Below are 20,717 nucleotides of genomic sequence, written 5' to 3' on the forward strand. Positions count from 1 at the left end.
GCCGTCCGGCAATTGCTTGGGGACCGGTGTGTCGCGCCGGTCCCCATTCTTATGGGCTAGGGCAGAGAGGGAGAGCCGGGCCGGGAAGGTTTGAATCGCCGTGGTCTTAAGGAGAGCGACGGGCGGTTCGACCCATTCCTGCTCTCCCGAGAACCCTGTCATGACCGAATCTCTCGCCGGCGGCGCTGCCGCCGCGCCGCTCTCGATGCGCGCCGCTGCAACTCTCACCTCCGCCGCCGTCAGGGCCGCGCGACAGCTCGTGATTGATCTCGAGCGCGGCCGTCGCATCGATGCCGCTGTCCTGCGTAACGCCATGGAAGCTGCCTTCGGCGCTTCCGACGCCACTGGCGTCTGGAACTGGAAGACCGCCTATGATGTCTGCGAGGCGGCAACCGTTCTGTTCCTTCGCAAGTTTGGCCCGGCTATCCGTGTCAAGGCCGGCTCGACGGCCGCGATGCTGCCGATGCTCGCGACAATCACGCGCTGTCTGCCGACCCACACGCGGCGCTCCGAGCACAGCCAAGCCCTTCAACAATTCTCGACGCCGATCCCGCTTGGGCTCGCCGCATGCACCGCGGCCGGCGTCACGCCGTCCGACCGGGTTTTAGAGCCCTCCGCGGGGACCGGCTTGCTCGCCGTCTTTGCCGAGCTTGCTGGCGGCGCCTTGGTGTTGAACGAGCTGGCCGTGGGTCGCGCGGCATTGCTCGATCAACTGTTCGCCAAGGTTAAGGTCACGCGATTCGACGGCGCCCAGATCGATGATCACCTCGATGCGGGTGTCGTACCGAGCGTCGTCCTGATGAACCCGCCGTTCTCGGCATTGGCGAACGTCGATCGACGGATGGCAGATGCGGCGCTCCGGCACATCGCCTCAGCCTTGGCGCGTCTTTGCGACGGTGGGCGTCTGGTCGCCATCACCGGCGCAAGTCTTGCGCCGGATAGTGCGGCATGGCGAGATGCCTTTGTTCGCCTCCAGGAGCGCGGGCGGGTGGTGTTTTCTGCCGCCATCGATGGCGCGGTCTATGCGAAACACGGAACGCAGACCGACACAAGGCTGCTTGTGATCGACAAGCAGCCCGCCGCAGACCCGAAAGTCTTGTCGGCCTCGTTGGGCATGGCGGGCGATGTCGCCACGTTGCTCGACTGGGTGAGCCAGCATGTGCCCCCGAGGCTGCCTGTCGCCACCCCCGTCATGGTCGACGTCATCAGACGCCCCGCGACGTCTCGGCCGGCAGGCGCCTTTGCACCCAGCCCATCGCCCGCTTCGGGAGACAGCGCGCCAGAGGGCGTCGAACTCACCTACGAGACGGTCGAGTGGACACCTCCGGAAGGCGCTCGACTGACCGATGCGCTTTATGAGGAATACGCACTGCAGGCGATCCGTATTCTGGACGTGCATGCGCATCCGACCAAACTCGTGCAGTCCGCCGCGATGGCCTCGGTCGCGCCGCCGAAGCCATCTTACCGGCCACATCTGCCGGCCAATGTCGTGGCGGATGGCATCCTGTCCGACGCCCAACTCGAAAGCGTCATCTATGCTGGTGAAGCGCATTCCGAGTTTCTTGCGGGCTCCTGGACGGTCGATGCGACCTTTGATGTTGTGGCGGCCGCGCGCGACGATGCAGAAAATGCCGTTCGCTTCCGCCGCGGCTGGTTCTTGGGCGATGGCACCGGCGCGGGCAAGGGTCGGCAGGTCGCCGGCATCCTTGTCGACAACTGGCTCAAGGGCCGCCGCCGTGCGGCCTGGATCAGCAAATCCGACAAGCTGATCGAAGACGCGCAGCGCGACTGGTCCGCGCTCGGCATGGAGCGGTTGCTCGTGACGCCGCTGTCTCGGTTTCGCCAGGGCACGCCGATCCGGCTTTCGGAAGGCGTCCTATTTACCACCTACGCTACGCTGCGCACCGACGAGCGCGGCGAAAAGCTTTCGCGCGTGCGGCAGATCGTTGAATGGTTGGGCTCCGACTTCGACGGAGTGATCGTCTTCGACGAGAGCCACGCGATGCAGAACGCGGCAGGCCAGAAGGGCGAGCGTGGCGACCAGGCGGCCTCTCAGCAGGGCCGTGCGGGGCTCAGGCTCCAGCACGCCTTGCCGAATGCCCGCGTCGTCTATGTCTCCGCGACGGGCGCCACGACCGTACACAATCTGGCTTACGCCCAGCGGCTGGGATTGTGGGGTGGCGACGATTTCCCGTTTGCTACGCGGGCCGAGTTCGTCGAGGCGATCGAGGAGGGCGGCGTTGCGGCCATGGAGGTACTTGCGCGCGACCTCAAGGCGCTCGGCCTCTACGCGGCCCGCTCGCTCTCTTACGAGGGCGTCGCGTACGAGCTCATCGAGCACCAGCTTACGCCCGCGCAGGTTCGCATCTACGACGCCTATGCAGGTGCGTTCAGCATCATCCACAACAACCTCGACGCGGCGATGCGAGCCGCCAACATCACCGGCGAAACCGGAACGCTGAACGGCCAGGCGAAATCAGCGGCGCGATCTGCCTTCGAAGGCGCGAAGCAGCGCTTCTTTGGCCACCTCCTGACTTCGATGAAGACGCCATCCTTGATCCGCTCGATCGAACGCGATCTGGACGCTGGCCATGCCGCCGTCATCCAGATTGTCTCGACCGGTGAAGCGCTGATGGAGCGCCGGCTGGCCGAGATACCAACGGAGGACTGGGGCGACGTCCAGGTTGACATCACCCCACGCGAGTATGTCCTCGATTATCTCGCCCATTCCTTTCCGGTCCAGCTCTACGAGCCGTTCTCCGACCAGGAGGGCAATCTCTGCTCCCAGCCTGTCTATCGTGACGGCCAACCGGTCGAGAGCCGGGACGCCGTCGCCCGCCGCGACCGCCTCATCGAGAAGCTCGCCTCGCTGCCGCCAGTCCCTGGTGCGCTGGACCAGGTCGTCCAGCGCTTCGGCACTGACATGGTCGCGGAGGTGACCGGCCGTTCGCGGCGCATCGTTCGCAAGGGCGACAGGCTGGTGGTCGAAAACCGAGCCAGTTCGGCCAACCTCGCCGAGACCTCGGCGTTCATGGATGACGTCAAGCGCATCCTCGTGTTCTCCGACGCGGGCGGCACGGGGAGGAGCTACCATGCCGAACTCTCGGCGCGGAATCGCCGCCTGCGAGTCCACTATCTGCTCGAGCCCGGCTGGAAGGCGGACGCCGCGATCCAGGGGCTCGGCCGGACGAACCGGACCAACCAGGCGCAGCCGCCGCTGTTTCGTCCCATCGCGACCGACGTGAAGGCCGAAAAGCGCTTCCTCAGCACCATCGCCCGCCGGCTCGATACATTGGGAGCCATCACGCGCGGCCAGCGCCAGACCGGAGGGCAGGGCCTGTTCCGGCCCGAGGACAATCTCGAAAGCCAGTACGGCCGCGACGCGTTGCGCCAACTCTACACGCTGCTGGCGCGCGGCAAGGTCGAGGGCTGCTCGCTCGAGAGGTTCGAGGATGCGACCGGCCTGAAGCTCACGGATACTAACGGCCTCAGGGATGACCTGCCGCCGATTACGACTTTCCTGAACCGGTTGCTGGCGCTCACGATCGATCTTCAGAATATCCTGTTCACCGTCTTCGAGCAGCTATTGACGGCTCGGATCGAAGGCGCGGTTGCCTCCGGTACCTATGACGTTGGGCTGGAAACGCTCCGCGCCGAGAGCTTCGTCGTCACCGACCGGCGGACGATTTACGTTCATCCGGGCACTAGCGCCGAGACCCGGCTGCTCACGATCACCCAGTGCCAGCGCAATCATCCAGTGAGCCTGGATGATGCTCTCGGTCGTCTTTCGGACCCTCGCGCCATCCTGTTGATCAATGAGCGCTCAGGACGAGCAGCAGTGCAGGTCACGGCTCCGAGCTTCATGCTTGATGATGGTGAGATCGAGCGGCGCGCGCGCCTGATCCGGCCCATGGAACAGCATAGCGTTCCGTTGAAGATCATGGCGGAAAGCCATTGGGTCGAGGTCGACCGCGAACGCTTCGCCGCGGCCTGGCTGGCGGAGCTTGCCGACGTGCCCGAGTTCACGGAAAGCACGATCCCCGTCGTGGCCGGCTTGCTGTTGCCGATCTGGAAGCGGCTGCCGAACGAGTCGACCCGCGTCTATCGGCTGCAGACCGACGCGGGCGAGCGGATCATCGGCCGCAACGTCTCCGCTATGTGGGTCGCGAATATCCTTGCGGCTGACGCGCCAGCGCTGACGCCGGACGCCGCCTTCGCCGCGTTGATGGAAGGACGGACCGTCCTCGAGATTGCGGAGGGGCTCCAGCTTCGCCGTGTCCGGGTGACGGGCGCACACCGCATTGAACTGTCGGGCTTCAACGACACGATGCGCGATCGCTTGCGGGCCTACGGCCTCTTTGGAGAGATCATCTCCTGGAAGCTGCGCATGTTCGTGCCCACGGACGCGAGCGGTGTCGAGATCCTGTCGAAGGTGCTCGACCGCTACCCAGTCGAGCGTGCAAGTGAGCGGGAGGCCGCCTGATGCCTCGCGCGCCTTGCGAACTGGCACGCCGCCTCGCGCGTGAGGCCGAGGCGGTGTGCCGACACTATCTCTCCAATGGCAGGCGGGAGGGGCGGTACTGGCTGGTTGGCGACGTCCACAACACCCCGGGCCGCTCGTTGTTTGTGCGGCTCCAGGAATCACCAAAGGGCTCCGCCGGAAAATGGACTGATGCCGCAACAGGCGAGCATGGCGATCTCCTCGACGTCATCCGTGAAAGCCTGGGTTTGCGCGAATTCCGCGAGGTCGCAGAGGAGGCGAGGCGCTTTCTGAGGCTGCCTCGTGCTGAACCGGAACTCGTCTCGCAACACGTTCGTCCGTCAGCACCGGCCGGATCGCAAGAGGCAGCGAGACGGCTCTTTGTTATATCGCAACCGATCGAGGGGACCGTGGTCGACACATATTTGCAGCGTCGCGGAATAGCCCGCGTGCACCATGGTGGCAGTCTGCGTTTCCATCCGCGCTGCTACTATCGGCCCGATGAACACCTGCCGACCGAGACCTGGCCGGCGATGATCGCCTGCGTCACGGACCTCGATGGACAGATCACTGGCGTGCACCGCACCTGGCTCGATCCGGACGGCTTTGATCGCACTCGGCTGGGCAAAGCTCCGATCGATACGCCACGACGCGCGATGGGCGATCTCGTCGGCAACGCGGTTCGCTTCGGCGTGGTGGACGATGTGCTCGCTGCCGGCGAGGGTATTGAGACCATGCTGTCGCTGCGCTACGTGCTGCCGACTATGCCAATGGCGGCTGCGCTTTCGGCCAATCACCTCTCAGCCATAATACTGTCGTCTGGCCTGCGCCGGCTCTACATCGCCCGCGACGCCGATGCCGCCGGCCATGCGGTGCAGGCGACTCTCAGCCAGCGCGCAGCAGACGCCGGCATTGAAGCGATCGCGCTGTCGCCCCGGTTGGGCGACTTCAACGAAGATCTGCATGTCTTCGGTCTCGACGCGCTCCGAGCAGCCCTGCGGTTTCAGCTTGTGCCAGAGGACGTCGTTCGCTTCCTGCATTCGTCGACGGTGGCCGCGGAATAGCTCCCGGTCTTCGATCGACGTTGATAGGCCGGTCATATGCGAGGCCAATACCGGAAAAGGACGCGACCTCGGCCTTCTAGAGGGCGATCGGACGGCAAGCGGCCCGGGCCGGCAATGGCTGCGTCCGGCTATTTTCCGCCGCGCGCCAGCGATGTGAAGACACATCATACGGTTGGCCGCGCGCTTTGCATCGCGAAGCAAAATAGCCGGCCTCCGCCATCCTCCGCTGCCGCTTCGGCCCTTTCGGGTTCTGGCCCGTTCCGCCTGCCGTCAGAGGATCGCCACGAAGGCCGCGATGGTCGCGGCCGATCCGGCAAAGGACCTCTTCCCATGAACGACCATGACGATATCGAACCGCCGCACGCCACATCTCCGACCGACCACGTCCTCACTGAATTACAGCTCTTCGGTTATCGTCCCTTCGACGACCAGCCCGATCCAAGACCGCTCCCCGAGGGCAAGATGATCGTCGGCGCCGTGGTCGATATCTTTGACGCCCTTGTTGCGACCCTGAACGACACGCGGCTTGAGCCGGACCTTGACGATCTGCTCTGGTCGACCGTCAACTTGTTCCATCGGGCCGTCGATCGCATCGAACGGCAACTAGATGACAACGAACAAGCGCAGCATAAGAGCCAACGCGAGCAGAACGGCTCGGAAGTGCGATCGGTCGAACTCGAGCGCCTGACGGCCGAAGGCATCACGCTGATCGAGCGCCGCAATTGCCTGGAACTGTTCCGGGATCAGGCCATCGAGCGATTTGAGGTCCACACCGGCTCAGCTTGGCGTCCTCGGTCGGGATCATTGGTCAATCACCGAACGCTCACCGCGGCAATGATCGACTCCCGCGACTTCATCGCTGCCAAGCGTCGTTCCGAGACTGAGGTCATGTTGCCACCAGGACCGAAAATCGCACTCACCGGTGGGCTCGACTTCAATGACCACCACCTCATCTGGGATCGCCTCGACAAGGTTCACGCCAAGCACCCCGACATGGTCCTCCTGCATGGCGGCTCCCCGAAAGGCGCCGAACTGATCGCCTCCAAATGGGCAACCAGCCGCAAGGTGCCACAGATCGCCTTCAAGCCCGACTGGACGAAACACGCCAAGGCGGCGCCGTTCAAGCGCAACGATGCTCTGCTTGAGCTTCTGCCGATTGGCGTCATGCATTTCCCGGGCACGGGAATTCAGGACAATCTCGCTGACAAGGCGAAGCGGCTCGGCATTCCCGTCTGGAAGTTCGGCGGCGCATGAGCGCCGTCGCCTCGAAGACGCCAAGGTGGAGTTGCACGCCGCAACTTCGCCTCCTTTCGATTTTACGTCCGAAGCCGCGCCGCGGTGGTGGTGGAAGGCGCGACCGGTACATGTTTGCACATGGAGCCACCGCCATGCTTGTCCTTGGGCTTGCCCTCAACGCCGTTGGCATAGGCTTGTTCTGCTGGCTGATCTTTGCGCTGGCGGTCTATGCCTTGCCGTTTTTCGTCGCACTCAGTTTCGGGACAATGGCGTTTCATGGCGGCGCCGGCGTCGTCGGCGCGCTGCTTATCGGATTAGCCTCCGGCGCACTGACGCTTGCCGTCGGTCAGATCGCCGTCGCGGTCAGTCGGTCACGGACTTTGCGTATCGCGATCGCAACCGCATTCGCCGTCCCTGCGGCAATCGCCGGCTATCATGTGGTGTTTGCCCTGTCGCAGATCGGGGTGCCTTCGCTCGCTTGGCGCGAGGCCTTCGCTTGCCTGGGTGCGGTTTGCATCGGCGGCACGGCATGGACGCGCTTGACCGTTTTCGCGGAGACCCGCCCGTTGGAGTCGGCCGGGGTGGCGGAGAATATGCCTCAACCAGTTCTCACAGCCGCCAGGCATGAGTGATGACGCTTCGTCGCCATCATCGGTCGAGCAAGGTCGCACAGGGCGCCACGTTGAACGAGGGGTCATCGAGCTCGAACGAGAAGTAACCGCGCTTCTCCTCGGAGCGCTTTAAGCAAGCCGTACCAATCTCTATCCGGCCCACACAGCTGCGGTGGCGCGGCGCGCCGCGCTCGATCATTCCTTCCGGGACGATACCGCCCTTTGCGGCAGATTGTTTCTCTTTCTGCGCCGAACCGTTCCGACCTCTTGTTCAGCACAACCGAGATTCGCCAGTCTTCTCCCGAGATTGCGGTTCAGCACGCGGACGCACGTGGCCTCTTTGATGGCTTGATCTGGCCGAAGACCGGCTGCGCCTCGATCGTCTGAGCCGCAACGCCGTTGATGCGACTTTCTTCCCCTGGGCTTGCGCCCATTCCTCGCGAGACAAGAAAGTCGCTCCAACGACGTCCTCCGCTGCGCTCCGGCCCGCGAGCGGGTGCGTCGCCGATCGTCCTCGGCCTTTAGATCGCCATCGAGGCCGCGGTGGTCGCGGGCTCGAAACACAACAGGAGAAGTGACATGGCTAACATCGGTTCTTTCAAGAAGGTCGGCAACGATTTCCAGGGCGAGATCGTCACCCTGAGCCTGCAAGCCAAGGGCGTCCGTATCGTCGCCGAGACCAACCGCTCCAACGAAAACGCTCCCAGCCACCGCATCTACGTGGGCCGGGCGGAGATCGGGGCAGCCTGGTCGAAGCGCTCCGAAGAGGGCCGCGATTACCTCTCGCTCAAGCTCGATGATCTCTCGTTCAACGCGCCGATCTACGCGAACCTGTTCGATGACGAAGGCGGCGAGGGCTACACGCTGCTCTGGTCGCGGCCCCGCAAGAACGGCGAGTAAGACTCTCTCCACCAAGCCCCGCCCGATCCCTCGGGCGGGGCTTCCTAAACTCCTACCCAGTCCGCGCATCGACAGACGGGCCGTTGCGCCATTGTGCTAGGTTTGATTGCTGCGCAGCTGAGGGGCAACCATATTTGATGGGCGGCCGGCGCGTCATCTCTGGGGCGCGGTTTGCGAAGAAACGGTCTCGTGTGGCCGAATCAACTCTTGCGGTCCGATTACTTTCGCCTGGCAGGCTTTGATCGCTCGTTTCGCGCCTCCTCGTCCGGGAGGACGAGATCAACGTGGCTGATGCCCAACGTGCTGGCGAGTTCAAACAAGGTTACAACGGTTGGATTTCGGCGGCCACGTTCCAGGTCACTGATATACTGTTGGGTGAAACCGGACACTTCGGCGAATTTCTCCTGCGTGAAGCGCTTCTGCTTCCGCAGTCTTGCGAAATTTCGGCCGACCAACTTGCGCATGTCCATCAGCGCAAATTGCGTCTTTACATACTATGAGGTTTATCTCCTATAGTATGTATTTCGAGCTGCTCGCTGGTCGGCTGGGTCGCAATGAGGCTAAAATGAGACGTCGGGATCAGCCCGCCTTCAGGAGATTAGAATCATTCGCTGTTTGTTGGAACGGTCATGACAAAACCGCAGCTAGATCCTGACGTCGCGGATGTCGCGCCTAATGAGCCGGTGATGACAGCCTATGACGAACAGCATGTCGTCACGTACATTCGCCTTCTGCAGGCGGAGAGTGAGGGAGCGGATTGGCGCGAAGTCGCTCGAATCGTGTTACATATCGATTCGGAGCGAGAGTCGGACCGTGCACGCAACGCATACCAGAGTCATCTTGCGCGCGCCAAATGGATCACCGAGCAGGGACGCCTCTTACGTGGCGCGGGCTCAAAATAGAAGAAAATCGCTGACTTAGATTTGCAGCCAGAAGTATTTTCTCTCGCTCACCGGTGGTCATTCACATGCACCACGTGGTGCCAAACTAGGGGCTTCCTACAACCGCATCGTTCATAGTTATTGCGCCGCAATCCTTGTGAGCTGCATGCAATGGGGCGGAAGCAATGCCTGAATTCGACTGGCGATCGCCGGAATCGTTTAAGAGCTTAGAGAACGCTGAGATCACTCACATCGCCTGGACAGGCCTTCGTATGAACGTGGACTACCAACGCGATTACGAAACAATGATCGTGAACAGTCCAGATGGCGAAGTGACCGAGGAATTCAGGAGGAGATGGGGCATCTGCTTTCGCCCATGATCCGCAAAAGTCCGCCAAAGAACAGGCGATCTTTTGGACGCCTGAAGTTCTAGCATCCGTTGTTCCGGTGGCAATCGCCCCGGCCGCTTCTCACGAGTCAGCGTCTCTGCCGCTGCTCGACTTTACAGCTGGACAGGTGTGCCGCGCCGCCGACGGTTGGCACGCGGTGCTGCACATCGGCTCGGTGGAGCATCGCATCTGGTCGAAGCAGCCGCTGAGCGCAGGCGCTCGCTATGCAGCCGAGTTGCCGTTTGACCGCGATTTCGAAGCGCGCGCGCACGCTGCCACGCGGCTGTGGCGCGCGTTAAATGGACGCGCGCCGGGACCTGACTTTCATCGCTTGTCTAAACAACGGCGCGAACGATTATGCGCAGCCCTTCGCGCGGTCGCTGCGTATTTCGACGGCGCGACCTATCGCAGCATCGCTGAGGCACTTTTCGGCGAAAAGCGCATACCGGATCGCGCCTGGAAAACGCACGATCTGCGCAGCAGAATCATCCGTCTCGTACAAAGCGGCCTCGCGTTCGTGCGCGGAGGCTATCGCAGACTTCTGCGGCCCGAGCGCAGGGACGAGTAGCGCCGCCCTCCCGGGGGTGCCGAAAATCGTCCCCCCAATATTCGGCATCCCCCTCCGACATCGCGCTTCTCCATGATGACCGCACACACGCCGCCGTCGCATGCGCGACGCGCCGTCATTCTGGAGCTCTCAAATGCCCGATCCGATGGCCGGTCTACCCCCGCGCTTCCTGCGTACACCGGAGGCCGCGCGTTATCTTGGTCTTTCCGGTCGTACGCTTGAGAAGCACCGCACGTACGGCACCGGGCCGATCTATCGGAAGATCGGCGGCCGCGTCGTCTACGCCCTGGATGACTTAAAAGCCTGGGCTGATCTCGGCGCCAAGACGTCAACGTCAGATCCCGGCAAGGGCACTGTGCTGCCTGCCAAGAAGCATCCGGTCCTGCGCCCGTATGCAGGCCAGGAACGTCGCTGATCGCCGCGCGAGAGCAATAAACATGCGGCGCAAACAGCATTCCGAGCGCGACCAGCTTGAGCTTTTTCGGGCTCTGCCCGGCGATCTCGCGCCCCGCGACGCGCAGGATCTGATGGCTTATCCGTTCTTCTCGCTCGCAAAAACAAAGCGCATCATTCCGATCGATTTCCGCGCTGGCGTAATCGCGATTCGTGTCGAAGCCGTGCCGGAACACGGCATGGCGACCATTTGGGATGCCGACGTTCTGATCTGGGCTGCTTCCCAGATCGTCGAAGCACGTGACGCCGGCCTGAAGACGTCGCGCCTGATGGCTGCAACGCCGTACGAGATCTTGACGTTTGTCGGCCGCGGCACCAGCGCGAGGGATTATGACCGGCTGAAGGCTGGTCTCGACAGGCTTCAGTCAACGACCGTGCTGACATCGATCCGCCAGCCGGCAGAGCGGCGACGGCATCGTTTCTCCTGGATCAACGAGTGGAAGGAGACGGCCGATGCAAGTGGCCGTCCATTTGGGCTCGAACTGATCCTGCCGGATTGGTTCTATGCCGGCGTCATCGATGACGCGCTCGTGCTCACGATCGACCGCGCCTATTTCGATCTGACGGGCGGACTTGAGCGCTGGCTTTATCGGCTCGTGCGCAAGCACGGTGGTCGCCAGGACGGCGGCTGGAGCTTTGACCTTGTGCATCTCCATGCCAAGTCCGGCATCCTCTCGCCGCTCAAGCACTTCGCTTACGACGTTCGTCAGATCGTCCAGCGCCAGACATTGCCCGGCTATCAGCTCGTGCTCACGCGCGACCCGAACGGTAGCGAGCGGCTGAACTTCGCGCCAATACCCGTCGATCCCCTAACGGCACGCCTGCGCCGCCGCGGTCTCATCCCAAATTCGGAGGACATCCTGTGAATCAACTCGTGCTATCGGGGACCGCAACCCTCGTGCTATCGGGGACCCGATCCTCGTGCTATCGGGGACCGGAATCGAGCTTAAGTGCTTGTTTCCCAGCGCCTTCCAGCCGCTCTAACTTTACTAACCAGAAATCCTTCGGATTTCTTCTAACGGACCAGTCTGAAAGACGCGTTGGAGGCGACTGGCAACGGTGGACCGCCAGTCCTGTTTGCCTGCAGAAGCAGCACACGCACTTCACCGGCCGCAAAGCTCACGGCTCCCAGCACGAGCTTCAGGGAGCGGCGGCATGAGCGACCTCACCGAAGTGGAAGTGTTGTGGCTTGAGAAGCGTATCGAAAACCGCATTCGGTTCGGTCGCATCGTCAAGGAACGGAAGCTTGATCGTCACCGGCGTGTCCTGTCATTTGCAGCCGGCAGCATCTTTGCCTTCGTCCGTTGGACCTCCAACGACTTTGGCACGATCATTTCGCGTATCGACGTCTTGCGCGCGGTCGCACCGGGACAGCGCTGCTCGACCGTGCCGTATGTGAAGCCCGGCGGAGAGATTTTGCTACGTCTCTCTGGCTGGCCGAAGGTCGAACGAGTGTTGCAGATGACCGATGCCGTTGAGGCGCTCGGCATCGATCCGGCCGACGTCGCTCCTGACCATTGGCATCACGTCCATAACCGTCTGTCCGTCAACGAAAACCCGCGGCCCTACACGAAGGCGCGCCACCAGGCCTGGCTCCATCGTCAGGGAGTGATGCGATGACGCGCCGCGTGATCACGCTGACCACGACGTTCGCGGTTGCTGCCGCGCTCGTCGCGACAATCGCCCTGGAGCCGCTTCCCCTCTTCATTTGGAATGCATCGGCAAGCGCGCCAATCGGTCTCTATAGCTTACGTCCGGCGAAGCGCTTCCATGTTACTGAGCTAGTCGCCATTCAGCCGCCAGAGCCGCTTGCGACCTTTCTCGACCTGAACGGCTATCTGCCAGTCGGCGTCCCCATGCTCAAGCGAGTCTTGGCGCTGCCCGGGCAGGCAGTCTGCAGAAGCGGGCTCACCATTTCGGTTGACGGCATTGAAATGGGTGAGGCGCGAGACCGCGACGGGCGTGGCCGGCCGCTGCCGAAATGGCAGGGTTGTCGCGTGGTCGGCGACGGCGAGCTTTTCCTCATGAACTGGCAGTCGGCCGACTCGCTTGACGGCCGATATTTTGGATTCCTTCCGGCGTCGGCCGTGATCGGCCGTGCGCTTCCCGTGTGGACACGGGAGGAGTGACCGTGCGTGTTCCATGTGTTCGACCAGCCATTCCTCTGTTTGATCAAATGCGGGGCCATCCCTCCGTCCCGACCAACGATAGCACAGCCGTCGCGCGCAGCGCCGGTCCAGGGCGGCCGAAAGGCTGGCGCGAAGCGGCTTTACCTTGGACGGGCGCGAGCACGGCGGCACGCTTGTGTTTTTTCGAGAGGAGCGCGCGCGCTGTCGTGCCGTTGTTTGCTGCGCTGGCTGTGAGTAACGCCACGGCTGTCGCCGAAACGCGACCCGCGGAGCCTATCGCGAGTCATCGGACGAGCGATCCATTTGCAGATTTCGTCGAGGAAGCGTCGCGTCGCTTCGGCGTGCCGGTGCGTTGGATACGCGCGGTCATAGGCGTCGAAAGCGCCGGAGACGCGCGCGCCAAGTCACCCAAGGGCGCCATGGGGTTGATGCAGATCATGCCAGAGACTTGGGCGGAGCTACATCTGCGGTACGACCTCGGCAACGATCCCTACGATCCACATGATAACATTCTTGCGGGAACTGCGTACCTTCGCGAGCTACACGGTCGGTACGGTTCACCGGGCTTCCTTGCGGCCTACAACGCCGGACCTTCTCGCTACGAAGAACATCTCGCCGGCCGCCCATTGCCAGCAGAGACCCAGACCTATTTGCACAAGCTTGTGCCAATTATCGGCAGCGACATTGCAGCGTCCGGCGCAGTCACCAGTTTGCAGCCATCAGCAGCGACGCTCTTCGTTGCGCGGTCTGAAAGTTCAAGGATCACTCCCCGGCTCCGGCCTGAGCGTCCACCGAGCCGGGCGTCGACGGCCGCGTCCGTTCTCGACGCCTCAGCCATTGTGCCACAAACAACAGGGCTGTTCGTCGCGAGGCCTGATGCGGGAGGCCCGCAATGACTGAATGCGCAAGCTCGCAAGCATTGGCGTGCTCTGGAGAAGAATGGGCGGAAAGGCGAGGGCAGTGGGGAAACACGACAGCAGGACGGCGAGATAAAAGGGGCTCGCCGGTCGACCCGCAAGCCATTGGCATGGCTTGGGTTCTACCGTGCCGGTCGGTCGGGGCGCGTGCCGCGCCATGCATTTTTAGCAATGCAATCAAAGACATTTTCGGCACTGTCAGCGCTCTTGCGCCTCTTGAGGCCCTGCCATGACGGTGGGCGACAGCGATCTGCGTATTCGACCCGGGCGCATTCGCAGCACCCGCGCGCCGAAACCGAAGAGCTTCATCAACCAGGTGCTACGCGCCGCGAAGAAAGCCGGGCACACCTCGGGTCAGGCTGCCGCCGGTAAGCGTTCCGCAGCCTTCGGGCGCTCGACGTTTGGCCGCGGTAGGCTTGCGTTCAGCCGCAGCCGATTGTTCAACCCGACGCGACGCGTCGTGGTCAAAGCGCGCGTTGTCCGCCGCAAAGGACGAGCATTCCGCTCGGCGCCGCTGACGGCCCATCTATCATACCTGAAGCGCGATGGCGTGACTCGGAGTGGTGAACGGGCCGAGATGTTCGATGTGAGCGGTGACAGTGCCGATGGCGCGGCTTTCGCGGAGCGGTGCGAGGGAGACCGGCATCATTTTCGGTTCATCGTCTCGCCCGAGGATGCCGGCGAGATGAGCGACCTCAGAGCTTTCAGCCGCGACTTGGCCAGGCAGATGGAGATCGACCTCGGCACGCGGCTCGACTGGGTTGCCGTCGATCACTGGAACACAGACAACCCTCACGTCCATCTTCTCGTTCGGGGCGTCGACGAAGAGGGCGCCGATCTCGTCATCTCCCGCGACTACATCAGCCGAGGTTTGCGCTCACGCGCCGAGGAACTGGCTGCCATCGAGCTTGGACCAAGACCGGAGCATGAAATCCGCAATTCGTTGGAGAGGGACGTCACAGCGGAGCGATGGACGCGGCTTGATCAAGAGATCCGGATGGCAGCTGACGAAACCGGCTATGTCGATCTTCGCCCCAATAATCCCAGCAGTTCGGATCCCGAGATCCGGCGCCTGATGGTTGGTCGTCTCCAACATCTGGAGAAGATGGGTCTCGCGGCGTCAGCTGCACCTGGGGAATGGATGGTCGGGCTTGAAGCCGAGCATAACCTACGCGATCTCGGCATGCGCGGCGATATCATCAAGACGATGCACCGCGCCTTTACCGAGCGCGGCGAGGCACGCGGCGTTTCCGACTATGTCATCGAAGGTGGGCCGCCGACATCCCAGATCGTCGGACGGCTGGTTGATCGAGGACTGCATGACGAACTGACCGGGGAGGCCTACGCCGTGATCGACGGAACAGACGGACGCGCTCACCACGTCCGTTTCCGCGGGGTCGAGGCCTTCGAACACGCTCCGCCGGTCGGCGGGATCGTCGAAGTGCGACGCTTTGGTCAAGCCGGCGAGCCGAGCCCCACCGTGATGCTTGCGACCCGTTCCGATCTCGAGCTCAGTGCGCAGGTCACCGCGAAAGGCGCGACCTGGCTCGACCACCGCCTGGTCGAGCGGGACCCTATGCCACTCGCCATGGGCGGATTCGGCCGCGAGACTCGCGACGCCATGGAAGCTCGCACCAAGCATCTGATCCAGGAAGGTCTGGCACGGCGGCAGGGCCAACGCATCATCCTGCAGCGCGACCTGCTGAACACGCTGCGCCGACGTGAGCTGGACGAGGTGGGGGCAAGAGTCTCGGCCGACACCGGCCTGCCTCATGTGAAGGCCGCCTCCGGGGAGCAGGTGACCGGAACGTATCGCCAGCGGCTGACGCTCGCCTCGGGGCGTTTCGCCATGATCGATGACGGACTTGGCTTTCAACTCGTGCCCTGGTCTCGCGAACTCGAGAAGAAGTTCGCCCAACACGTCACCGGCGTCGCGAAGGACGGCGGAGGCATCGAATGGGGCTTTGGCCGCAAGCGCGACCTGGGTCTCTAGCAATCTCGCCAATTCAATTACCGAAAGGCATACGGGATGTCCGGAACAAAAATCCTTTGGGGACAGGTGATTGTTGTCAGTCTGATCGTTTTGCTCGCCATCTGGGGAGCAACCGAGTGGACGGCCTGGCGGCTCGCCTACCAGCCGGAGCTCGGGCGGGCCTGGTTCGAGCTGTCGGGCTGGAAGGTCTATTACCCGCCAGTCTTCTTCTGGTGGTGGTTCGTCTACGATGCCTATGCACCTCAGGTCTTTGTCGAGGGCGCCTTCATCGCGGCGTCAGGCACCTTCGTTTCGATTGCCGTGGCGATCGGCATGTCGGTTTGGCGTGCGCGCGAGGCCAAGAATGTCGAGACCTATGGCTCGGCCCGCTGGGCCGATGAACGGGAGGTTCAAGCGGCGGGACTTCTCGGCCCGGATGGCGTGGTGCTGGGCAAGCTCGACCGCAACTACCTTCGACATGACGGACCGGAGCACGTGTTGTGTTTTGCGCCCACTCGGTCCGGCAAAGGCGTCGGGCTTGTGGTTCCTTCGCTGCTGGCCTGGCCCGGTTCAGCCATCGTTCACGACATCAAGGGCGAGAACTGGCAACTGACCGCCGGTTTCCGCTCCCGTCACGGCCGCGTTCTGCTGTTTGACCCGACCAACCCAAAGTCCTCAGCCTACAATCCGCTGCTCGAGGTCCGGCGCGGGGAGTGGGAGGTACGCGACGTCCAGAATGTAGCCGACGTCCTTGTTGACCCCGAGGGTTCGCTCGACAAGCGGAACCATTGGGAGAAGACCAGTCATTCGCTCCTGGTCGGCGCCATCCTCCATGTCCTCTATGCCGAGGAGGATAAGACCCTGGCCGGCGTCGCCGCCTTCCTGTCCGATCCGAAGCGGCCGATCGAGGCGACGCTGAAGGCGATGATGACCACGCCGCACCTTGGCGAGCACGGCGCTCATCCCGTGGTCGCTTCGACTGCACGCGAACTCCTCAACAAATCGGAGAATGAGCGCTCCGGCGTCCTGTCCACCGCGATGTCGTTCCTCGGACTTTACCGCGATCCCGTCGTGGCCAAGGTGACCCGCCAGTGCGACTGGCGGATTGCAGATCTGATCGCCGATATCAGCCCGACGACGCTTTACCTCGTGGTGCCGCCGTCCGACATCTCGCGGACCAAGCCCTTAATCCGTCTCGTGCTGAACCAGATCGGCCGGCGCTTGACGGAGGACTTGCATGCCAGCGATCGCCGGCATCGCATCCTGATGATGCTCGACGAGTTCCCGGCGCTGGGAAGGCTTGATTTCTTCGAGTCGGCGCTCGCCTTCATGGCGGGCTATGGCATCAAGAGCTTTCTGATCGCGCAATCGCTCAACCAGATCGAAAAGGCTTACGGACCCAACAACGCGATCCTCGACAACTGCCACGTCCGGGTCAGCTTCGCGACCAACGATGAGCGGACTGCCAAGCGCGTGTCCGACGCGCTGGGTACGGCGACCGAGATGCGGGCAATGAAGAATTATGCCGGGCACCGATTGAACCCCTGGCTGGGGCACTTGATGGTCTCGCGACAGGAGACGGCGCGGCCACTCTTGACCCCTGGCGAGGTCATGCAGCTTCCTCCGCGAGACGAGATCGTCATGGTGGCTGGCACGCCACCGATCCGGGCAATGAAGGCGCGCTATTACGAGGATCGGCGGTTTACCGAGCGGGTCTTGCCGCCGCCCGATCCCGCGGCCGCCGGACGGTCATCGCGGACGGACGGGTGGTCGGCGCTCCGAACGCTGAAGCCAGCGGCAGGTCCAACCGATACGGCCAATAGCGGTCTTCGCCGTGAGCCCGAACTCCCCGATCATGTCGCGATCGTCAAGGAGACGACCGAGCCGACGCCGGCAGAAGAATTTGCCGCTGTTCTTGACGACGACGAGGACGCGATCCGCCAGTCCCGGCTCATGCGCCAGCAGATGCGCGGCGTTGCCCGCCAAGTCACGCTTGATCCAAACGACGGCATGGAGCTCTGAGGCGTTATGCGCGACCGGATGAACGTATATTTCCCGCCCGAGCTTCTGAAGCAGATCACGGATCTTGCCGATCGCAAGAAGCTATCCCGGTCCGCAATCGTCGAAGCGGCGGTTGCTTCATTTGTGTCGCCGGACGGAGCTGATAGGCGGGAGGCGGCGTTTACCCGTCGCCTAGACCGGCTGTCGCGTCAGATACAGCGGCTTGAACGCGACGTCGGCTTGACGGCCGAGACCTTGGCTCTCTTCATCCGCTTTTGGCTTACGATCACGCCGCCGTTGCCCAACGATGCGCAGCCGGCCGCGCAACTCAAGGGCCGGGAACGCTTTGAAGGATTTGTCGAGGCGCTCGGGCGCCGTTTGCAAAAGGGGCAGAGTTTCCTGCGCGAGATTCCAGAAGATATCGTTCATCAGGAGACGGGCAGCGAAACTTGATCGAACTATGTAGACGAGCCGTTCGCCGGTCCTTCTTTTTCTACGCCAGCCCACGACCGCAGCAATTTAGCCAAGCCGACAAAAAGCTGGACGCGCTATCGGCTCGAATGAGCTGAGGAGCAAGAAGGGCCAGCATGCAAATTTCAGTGGCGTGGCGGCTCATCGCGCGCGTTTTTCTCCCGTTTGCTGCCGGATACTATCTTTCATATCTGTTCCGAACGATCAACGCTCTGATCGCCGGCAGTCTCATCTCGGATACCGGGCTCGATACTGCCGACCTCGGGTTGCTCACGTCAGTCTATTTCCTGGTCTTCGCGGCGGCCCAGATCCCTATTGGTATATTGTTGGACCGCTTTGGCCCGCGTCGCGTCCAAAGTGCGTTTCTCTTGGTCGCCGCGGCAGGTGCCGGACTATTCGCGGTGTCCACGGGGTTGTCGACGCTCTTGATTTCGCGAGCAATGATTGGCCTTGGGGTGGCGGCGGCGTTGACGGCTGGCTTGAAGTCCATCGTTCTCTGGTTTCCCAGGGAACGAGTAGCCTTGCTCAACGGCTACATGATCATGCTCGGGTCGCTAGGAGCAGTGACCGCCACGGCTCCCGCCGAGCACCTCCTCGCTTGGATGGGTTGGAGACAATTCTTTGAAATCCTGGCGGCCGTGACCGGTGCCACGGCCCTGCTCATTTACGTCGTAGTTCCTGAACGAGTCATCATCCCATCATCCGCATCAATCCCGGCCACCCTTAGCACGGTTTTTGGCGACAGGCGTTTTTGGCGAATTGCCCCGTTGTCAGCGACTTGCGTGGGATCGGCCTGGTCTCTGCAGGGATTGTGGGCATCGCCGTGGCTGACGGACGTAGAGGGACTTGATCGTGCGAGCCTTGTCGGGCAGTTGTTCATGATGTCGATCGTACTTAGTGGCGGTGCCTGGTTGTTCGGTACGACGGTCCATTGCATCAGACGAAGAGGAGTTGGAGCGGAAACAATATTGGTAATTGTCGCATTGCTGTTCGTCGCCGCCGAGCTTGCCCTGATCCTGCACGCGCCTTTGCCGTCCATCTTGCCGTGGTCCGTTGTCGCAATTGTCGGAACTGCGACAGTGGTCAGCTTCGCGGTAATAGCCGACTACTTTCCGCCAGAACTCACCGGTCGTGCCAACGGCGCCCTGAACGTTCTGCATTTCGGTTGGGCATTTCTGGCCCAATACGGGACGGGGCTGATCCTGGAGCAATGGTCCAAGGAGGATGGCCATACGTCCATCCTGGCGTATCAAGTCGCGTTCGGTCTCAACGTAGCCGTGCAGATCGCGGCGTTCGTTTGGTTCGCGCTGCCGTGGCTCCGATCCTTCACCTGGTGGATGGGTTCAATTCCCTTCTTCGCGTCGGTTAGCGTTTCCGACGCCGTCGAACTCGCCATTTCGTACGAACAAACGGTCGTACTATTGCCGGCGGATGTCGATGAGGAGTGGTGAGCCGCTGCCCGCAACGTTACGTGTTAGCCTTCCCGGCAAGCACTGATCAACATTCATCGCCATCCAACTGGTGCGTTCGAGCAGGCGTCAAATATCCGTTCCCAGTCTCTCTTTTTCTGCGCCAGTCTACGATGACCGAAAGCGCCTGTTGCGCCGAGTCGATTGGTGGCTTTCTTAATCATCCCCATCTGAGGACGCTCTTTAGACGTCCTCATTCGGTGGGGGCGGCGGTGGCGATCCATTCTTTTCAATCGGAAGCAAATTCGCGTGGCGCGCGAATGCTTCGTAGTGCGCTCGGCACCGCGATTGCGGGCTATCTGGAAGATGACGCGATCATCGAGGTCATGCTCAATCCAGATGGCCGATTGTGGATTGATCGGCTGTCGAGTGGCCTCACTGATACCGGCGAAACCTTGTCTGCGGCGGACGGCGAGCGCATCGTTCGTCTGGTGGCGCACCATGTAGGCGCGGAGGTGCATGCAGGCTCGCCACGCGTCTCTGCCGAACTGCCCGGGACCGGTGAGCGCTTCGAAGGCCTCTTGCCTCCAGTCGTTGCGGCTCCAGCCTTCGCTATCCGCAAGCCCGCGGTCGCCGTGTTCACACTCGACGACTATGTCGCCGCGGGAACCATGACATCGGATCAGGCCAGCGCCTTAAGGGCTGCGGTCGCCGCGCGCAAGAACATCCTCGTCGCTGGTGGCACGTCGACTGGCAAGACCACGTTGACCAACGCGCTTCTGGTCGAGGTGGCAAAGACCTCCGATCGGGTCGTGCTGATTGAAGATACCCGCGAACTTCAGTGTAAGGCGCCCAATCTTGTCGCCCTGCGGACCAAGGACGGCGTAGCAACCCTATCTGACCTTGTCCGATCCTCGCTTCGACTGCGTCCTGACCGCATCCCGATCGGCGAGGTCCGCGGCGCAGAAGCGCTCGACTTGCTCAAGGCCTGGGGCACCGGTCACCCCGGCGGCATCGGCACCATCCATGCTGGTACCGCGCTCGGTGCTCTGCGGCGGCTCGAGCAACTCATCCAGGAAGCGGTAATCACGGTTCCGCGCGCCCTGATCGCGGAGACCATCAACCTCATCGCCGTGCTTGCCGGTCGCGGTACCGATCGTCGCCTCGCCGAACTCGCCCTCGTCTCGGGGCTTGGGTCCGCCGGCGACTACAGCCTTTCACCAGCAGGAGACTGAC

General features: G+C 62.5%; 20 protein-coding genes. 18 read left to right on the forward strand and 2 right to left on the reverse strand.

Annotated features, from left to right (window positions below; genetic code table 11):
• Positions 1 to 160: 160 nt before the first annotated feature.
• The 4 genes from G6P99_RS09370 (at position 161) to G6P99_RS09385 (ending at position 7,412) form a co-directional block, all read left to right on the forward strand.
• A complete protein-coding gene (locus G6P99_RS09370) occupies positions 161 to 4,483 on the forward strand; it encodes a strawberry notch-like NTP hydrolase domain-containing protein (RefSeq protein ID WP_165127913.1) in 4,323 nt (1,440 codons plus the stop codon).
• Complete coding sequence (locus G6P99_RS09375; protein ID WP_165127915.1) at positions 4,483 to 5,544, forward strand: DUF7146 domain-containing protein; 1,062 nt, start codon at positions 4,483 to 4,485, stop codon at positions 5,542 to 5,544. Before G6P99_RS09370 ends, G6P99_RS09375 begins: the two co-directional genes overlap by 1 nt.
• 330 nt (positions 5,545 to 5,874) lie before the next feature.
• Positions 5,875 to 6,798 carry a DUF2493 domain-containing protein gene (locus G6P99_RS09380; protein ID WP_165127917.1) on the forward strand — a complete coding sequence of 308 codons (924 nt, stop codon included), beginning with the start codon at positions 5,875 to 5,877 and terminating at the stop codon, positions 6,796 to 6,798.
• Between the two features lie 134 nt (positions 6,799 to 6,932).
• A complete protein-coding gene (locus G6P99_RS09385; RefSeq protein ID WP_165127919.1) occupies positions 6,933 to 7,412 on the forward strand; it encodes a hypothetical protein in 480 nt (159 codons plus the stop codon).
• Between the two features lie 16 nt (positions 7,413 to 7,428).
• Here the strand turns inward: G6P99_RS09385 and G6P99_RS09390 are convergent, their stop codons facing one another.
• Positions 7,429 to 7,590 (reverse strand): DUF736 family protein, encoded by a 162-nt coding sequence (locus G6P99_RS09390; protein WP_165127921.1) that lies wholly within the window; start codon positions 7,588 to 7,590, stop codon positions 7,429 to 7,431.
• 380 nt (positions 7,591 to 7,970) lie between these two features.
• Between G6P99_RS09390 and G6P99_RS09395 the strand changes: the two genes are divergently transcribed.
• Entirely contained in the window at positions 7,971 to 8,291 is a 321-nt protein-coding gene (locus tag G6P99_RS09395; protein ID WP_165127923.1) for a DUF736 domain-containing protein, read from the forward strand.
• Between the two features lie 218 nt (positions 8,292 to 8,509).
• Here G6P99_RS09395 and G6P99_RS09400 read toward each other — a convergent pair whose 3' ends face one another.
• The gene (locus G6P99_RS09400; RefSeq protein WP_165127925.1) at positions 8,510 to 8,761 is read right to left on the reverse strand and encodes a helix-turn-helix domain-containing protein; all 252 of its coding nucleotides are present in this window, start codon (positions 8,759 to 8,761) and stop codon (positions 8,510 to 8,512) included.
• Positions 8,762 to 8,920: 159 nt separating this feature from the next.
• On the opposite strand from G6P99_RS09400, the gene G6P99_RS09405 reads away from it, so the two are divergent.
• From G6P99_RS09405 to trbB, 13 genes are all read left to right on the forward strand, one after another.
• On the forward strand, positions 8,921 to 9,193 hold the full coding sequence (locus tag G6P99_RS09405; protein WP_165127927.1) for a DUF2285 domain-containing protein: 273 nt from the start codon (positions 8,921 to 8,923) through the stop codon (positions 9,191 to 9,193).
• 164 nt (positions 9,194 to 9,357) lie between these two features.
• Entirely contained in the window at positions 9,358 to 9,552 is a 195-nt protein-coding gene (locus tag G6P99_RS09410; RefSeq protein ID WP_165127929.1) for a transcriptional regulator domain-containing protein, read from the forward strand.
• 67 nt (positions 9,553 to 9,619) lie between these two features.
• A complete protein-coding gene (locus tag G6P99_RS09415) occupies positions 9,620 to 10,129 on the forward strand; it encodes a DUF2285 domain-containing protein (RefSeq protein WP_246709482.1) in 510 nt (169 codons plus the stop codon).
• A 133-nt stretch (positions 10,130 to 10,262) separates the two neighbouring features.
• Positions 10,263 to 10,544 (forward strand): helix-turn-helix transcriptional regulator, encoded by a 282-nt coding sequence (locus G6P99_RS09420; RefSeq protein WP_165127931.1) that lies wholly within the window; start codon positions 10,263 to 10,265, stop codon positions 10,542 to 10,544.
• A 22-nt stretch (positions 10,545 to 10,566) separates the two neighbouring features.
• Positions 10,567 to 11,448 (forward strand): replication initiator protein A, encoded by an 882-nt coding sequence (locus G6P99_RS09425; RefSeq protein WP_165127933.1) that lies wholly within the window; start codon positions 10,567 to 10,569, stop codon positions 11,446 to 11,448.
• 289 nt (positions 11,449 to 11,737) lie between these two features.
• Positions 11,738 to 12,202, forward strand: coding sequence for a DUF2840 domain-containing protein (locus G6P99_RS09430; protein ID WP_165127935.1), 465 nt, complete (start codon positions 11,738 to 11,740; stop codon positions 12,200 to 12,202).
• Positions 12,199 to 12,711, forward strand: a complete 513-nt coding sequence (locus G6P99_RS09435; protein WP_165127937.1) for a S26 family signal peptidase — start codon at positions 12,199 to 12,201, stop codon at positions 12,709 to 12,711. The genes G6P99_RS09430 and G6P99_RS09435 overlap by 4 nt, the downstream gene beginning before the upstream one ends.
• Positions 12,712 to 12,917: 206 nt before the next feature.
• Positions 12,918 to 13,607, forward strand: coding sequence for a lytic transglycosylase domain-containing protein (locus tag G6P99_RS09440; RefSeq protein WP_246709483.1), 690 nt, complete (start codon positions 12,918 to 12,920; stop codon positions 13,605 to 13,607).
• Positions 13,608 to 13,857: 250 nt separating this feature from the next.
• Complete coding sequence (locus G6P99_RS09445; RefSeq protein ID WP_165127939.1) at positions 13,858 to 15,621, forward strand: relaxase/mobilization nuclease domain-containing protein; 1,764 nt, start codon at positions 13,858 to 13,860, stop codon at positions 15,619 to 15,621.
• Between the two features lie 36 nt (positions 15,622 to 15,657).
• Positions 15,658 to 17,622 carry a conjugal transfer protein TraG gene (locus G6P99_RS09450; RefSeq protein ID WP_165127941.1) on the forward strand — a complete coding sequence of 655 codons (1,965 nt, stop codon included), beginning with the start codon at positions 15,658 to 15,660 and terminating at the stop codon, positions 17,620 to 17,622.
• A gap of 6 nt (positions 17,623 to 17,628) precedes the next feature.
• A complete protein-coding gene (locus tag G6P99_RS09455) occupies positions 17,629 to 18,054 on the forward strand; it encodes a CopG family transcriptional regulator (protein WP_165127943.1) in 426 nt (141 codons plus the stop codon).
• Between the two features lie 134 nt (positions 18,055 to 18,188).
• A complete protein-coding gene (locus G6P99_RS09460) occupies positions 18,189 to 19,523 on the forward strand; it encodes an MFS transporter (RefSeq protein WP_165127945.1) in 1,335 nt (444 codons plus the stop codon).
• A gap of 278 nt (positions 19,524 to 19,801) precedes the next feature.
• Positions 19,802 to 20,716: a P-type conjugative transfer ATPase TrbB gene (gene trbB, locus G6P99_RS09465; protein WP_205751565.1), complete on the forward strand. Its 915-nt coding sequence runs from the start codon at positions 19,802 to 19,804 to the stop codon at positions 20,714 to 20,716.
• The last annotated feature ends 1 nt before the right edge of the window (position 20,717 follow it).

Source organism: Bradyrhizobium sp. 6(2017) (assembly GCF_011058295.2).
GTDB classification, from domain to species: Bacteria; Pseudomonadota; Alphaproteobacteria; order Rhizobiales; family Xanthobacteraceae; genus Bradyrhizobium; species Bradyrhizobium septentrionale.

What these genes read in the sequence shown, in the direction of transcription:
- G6P99_RS09455 (WP_165127943.1), top strand. Translation starts at nt 17,629, where the DNA reads ATGCGCGACCGGATGAACGTATATTTCCCGCCCGAGCTTCTGAAGCAG.
- G6P99_RS09430 (WP_165127935.1), top strand. Translation starts at nt 11,738, where the DNA reads ATGAGCGACCTCACCGAAGTGGAAGTGTTGTGGCTTGAGAAGCGTATC.
- G6P99_RS09435 (WP_165127937.1), top strand. Translation starts at nt 12,199, where the DNA reads ATGACGCGCCGCGTGATCACGCTGACCACGACGTTCGCGGTTGCTGCC.
- G6P99_RS09380 (WP_165127917.1), top strand. Translation starts at nt 5,875, where the DNA reads ATGAACGACCATGACGATATCGAACCGCCGCACGCCACATCTCCGACC.
- G6P99_RS09385 (WP_165127919.1), top strand. Translation starts at nt 6,933, where the DNA reads ATGCTTGTCCTTGGGCTTGCCCTCAACGCCGTTGGCATAGGCTTGTTC.
- G6P99_RS09410 (WP_165127929.1), top strand. Translation starts at nt 9,358, where the DNA reads ATGCCTGAATTCGACTGGCGATCGCCGGAATCGTTTAAGAGCTTAGAG.
- G6P99_RS09370 (WP_165127913.1), top strand. Translation starts at nt 161, where the DNA reads ATGACCGAATCTCTCGCCGGCGGCGCTGCCGCCGCGCCGCTCTCGATG.
- G6P99_RS09460 (WP_165127945.1), top strand. Translation starts at nt 18,189, where the DNA reads ATGCAAATTTCAGTGGCGTGGCGGCTCATCGCGCGCGTTTTTCTCCCG.
- G6P99_RS09400 (WP_165127925.1), bottom strand. Translation starts at nt 8,761, where the DNA reads ATGGACATGCGCAAGTTGGTCGGCCGAAATTTCGCAAGACTGCGGAAG.
- G6P99_RS09420 (WP_165127931.1), top strand. Translation starts at nt 10,263, where the DNA reads ATGCCCGATCCGATGGCCGGTCTACCCCCGCGCTTCCTGCGTACACCG.
- G6P99_RS09375 (WP_165127915.1), top strand. Translation starts at nt 4,483, where the DNA reads ATGCCTCGCGCGCCTTGCGAACTGGCACGCCGCCTCGCGCGTGAGGCC.
- trbB (WP_205751565.1), top strand. Translation starts at nt 19,802, where the DNA reads ATGCTTCGTAGTGCGCTCGGCACCGCGATTGCGGGCTATCTGGAAGAT.
- G6P99_RS09450 (WP_165127941.1), top strand. Translation starts at nt 15,658, where the DNA reads ATGTCCGGAACAAAAATCCTTTGGGGACAGGTGATTGTTGTCAGTCTG.
- G6P99_RS09405 (WP_165127927.1), top strand. Translation starts at nt 8,921, where the DNA reads ATGACAAAACCGCAGCTAGATCCTGACGTCGCGGATGTCGCGCCTAAT.
- G6P99_RS09390 (WP_165127921.1), bottom strand. Translation starts at nt 7,590, where the DNA reads ATGATCGAGCGCGGCGCGCCGCGCCACCGCAGCTGTGTGGGCCGGATA.
- G6P99_RS09395 (WP_165127923.1), top strand. Translation starts at nt 7,971, where the DNA reads ATGGCTAACATCGGTTCTTTCAAGAAGGTCGGCAACGATTTCCAGGGC.
- G6P99_RS09425 (WP_165127933.1), top strand. Translation starts at nt 10,567, where the DNA reads ATGCGGCGCAAACAGCATTCCGAGCGCGACCAGCTTGAGCTTTTTCGG.
- G6P99_RS09445 (WP_165127939.1), top strand. Translation starts at nt 13,858, where the DNA reads ATGACGGTGGGCGACAGCGATCTGCGTATTCGACCCGGGCGCATTCGC.